General features: G+C 40.9%; 1 protein-coding gene. It reads left to right on the top strand.

The annotated features are described in order from the left end of the window. The first annotated feature begins 218 nt into the window (after nucleotides 1–218). Nucleotides 219–2,369: an NACHT domain-containing protein gene (locus RRG12_RS43055; protein ID WP_420763281.1), complete on the top strand. Its 2,151-nt coding sequence runs from the start codon at nucleotides 219–221 to the stop codon at nucleotides 2,367–2,369. Nucleotides 2,370–2,403: the final 34 nt, after the last annotated feature.

Below are 2,403 nucleotides of genomic sequence, written 5' to 3'. Positions count from 1 at the left end.
AAATGGCAAATGTTTTCGGAGAGTGACAGAAGAGGGCTAAGTAAGTCGGCGAGAAAAAACCAAACTATGTAACGAAAAGTAAAATCTCTGTATTTGGCTTGTAGTTGTGCTTTAGCGCTGTTCGCACAGCATGGCGTTAGCCAAGCGCAACTACAAACGAGTGATGATTATTTGCGCCGACTTACTTAAGCATACTCAAAGTTTTTTGTAGGTGACTTATGAATCAGAATGACAAACCGCAGGAAAGCCTAGAGAATTTGAATGCACGCATCAAATCACTGCCTGAAGACGAACGTGAGGCTGTTTTCTCTGACTTAAAAGCTAATCAACAGTGGACACAGCAGGAAGGTCAGGGCAATGTTGCCATTAACCAAGCAAGGGATATTGTTATTCATCAAAGTGCTGATCGGGAAAGCATTGTTTTAATAGTACGGGAAGTCCTGCAACAGCAATCCCAGAAGTTACCATCTATAAGTTCAAAGGTGACAAAGGAAGGAGTCTGCCGATTTTTGGAGGATGTTGAAAAAAAATCTAACCAGTTCAAGCAACCGATTGTCTCAAAAGACCAGTACATTCCGATTCAAGTAACATTGGAATGCCAAGGACACCATCAGGTTAAAAGCCATGGAAAAACACAATCAGAGAAAGAACTCAAGCAAATCTATGCAGTTAAGGGTGGACGAGAAGAACTTAGACGGCAGCAAGTCGATTGGGAGGAGTTCAAACAGCAGCATAAGCAGCATAAAATTATCATGGTATTGGCTGACCCAGGTATGGGTAAATCTACTCTGTTGAACATGGAAGCAATAACAACTGCTCGACACGAACGAGAGCAGTTGATCGATAACCGCAAGTCACCGGAAGATATTATTCTACCGTTGCCTCTGAGATTATCAGAGTTGGCGAAATCCTCGGAGGAGTTAATTGATGCAATTCCGAAGCTGATTCATAGAAATTATTGCAAACCTGAACAAGATATACAGGGATTCTTGCGGGAAAAATTGAAGAAAGGGCAGTGTCTCCTGTTGTTAGACGCACTAGATGAAGTACCTCGAATTGATAACAAAAGGTTCGAGCTAAAAGAAAAATTGAACCGATTTGTCAGGCACTATCCTGACTCACTCATTATTTGTACTTCTCGAATCGTTGGTTATGAAGAGGGGTTTATTACTGAGGCAAAGGAGGTAGAAATTGTTCGGTTTAATGAGAAGCAGATTAACCGTTACATTAACATTTGGTTTAACAATGCAGAAGAACATTCGAGTGATCAATCGGTGTCTGCACCACAACTGATTCGAGGGTTACGAAGTAAAGCTCAAATCAGGGGATTAGCACAGAATCCGTTGCTGTTGTCTTTGATTTGCAGGCTTTATCAGAATAAGGGATTGATGCTTGCCCAACGTTGCCAAGTGTATGAGAAGGCTGTGGAGTACATACTGGAAAAACAAAATCGCAGATATTCACAACAGAAATTCAGCAAAGAAGCAAAGATGCAACTTCTCGAAGAGCTTGCTTACCACTTTACTTGTGCCGAGCAGGATACGTTTGAGGCGGATGACCTCAATCAATGGATTGAGGAGTACTTACATGGGGATCAAGTTCATTCAGAGTTTAAAGGAGCTACTACACACGAGTTAATCACAGTACTCTCAGAAGAAGATGGCATTTTGCGGAAGTTATACGAGGATGGCAACCAGTACTTGTTTCTGCATTACACATTTCAGGAGTATTTGACAGCAAAATATCTGGTACGCCAAGCCAAGGATAGAGCCAAGGATGGAATTGAGCTAGCTAAGGCACATTTTTGGGAATATGACTGGCATGAAACTTTGAGTTTAATGGCAGGATTGATGAAAGATCCGCTTCCTCTGCTTGAGAAGATCACAAAAGAGAAAGATGATATTTTCAGAACACATTTGCTATTAGCAGGCCGCTGTATTGCTGAATGTAGAGAAAGCTTCCTCAAAACGGGTTTAGTCACAAAAACTATCGAACAAATTTATGAGTTTTGGGAAGTTTATCCAGAAGCAGATTTTATTCAATCCATTATTGAGGCGATCGCTCAGGTATGTTCAAAGACGGCTGAAAAGCTGAGACAAGCTATAAATCATGAGGATTGGTATGTTCAATTAAGTGCGGCTAAAGCTGTAGCAGCAATTGGCGATGCTCAATCTGTGAGATCCTTAATTAACCATCAAAATCCTTTCGCCCAAAAAATTGCCATAGATTTTTTCGTAGAGATTGATAGTGCTGCTGCTGATATCGTCGAAACTTTAATTGAAATAGCTCGGAACGAAAAAAACACATTTTTTGTTAAAAATAGGGCTTTATTAGCTTTGCAGAAGCTTGCCAGGGCTGATGCTATATAAGCCTTACTTCGATACACTACCGGTAATAAAACCG

Source organism: Nostoc sp. CALU 546 (assembly GCF_048836525.1).
The sequence above is the reverse complement of the archived record's forward strand: the minus strand, read 5'-3'. Positions and strand labels throughout refer to the sequence as shown.

Bases quoted from the DNA above. Each gene is read 5' to 3' on its own strand.
- RRG12_RS43055 (WP_420763281.1), top strand. From the start codon at position 219: ATGAATCAGAATGACAAACCGCAGGAAAGCCTAGAGAATTTGAATGCA.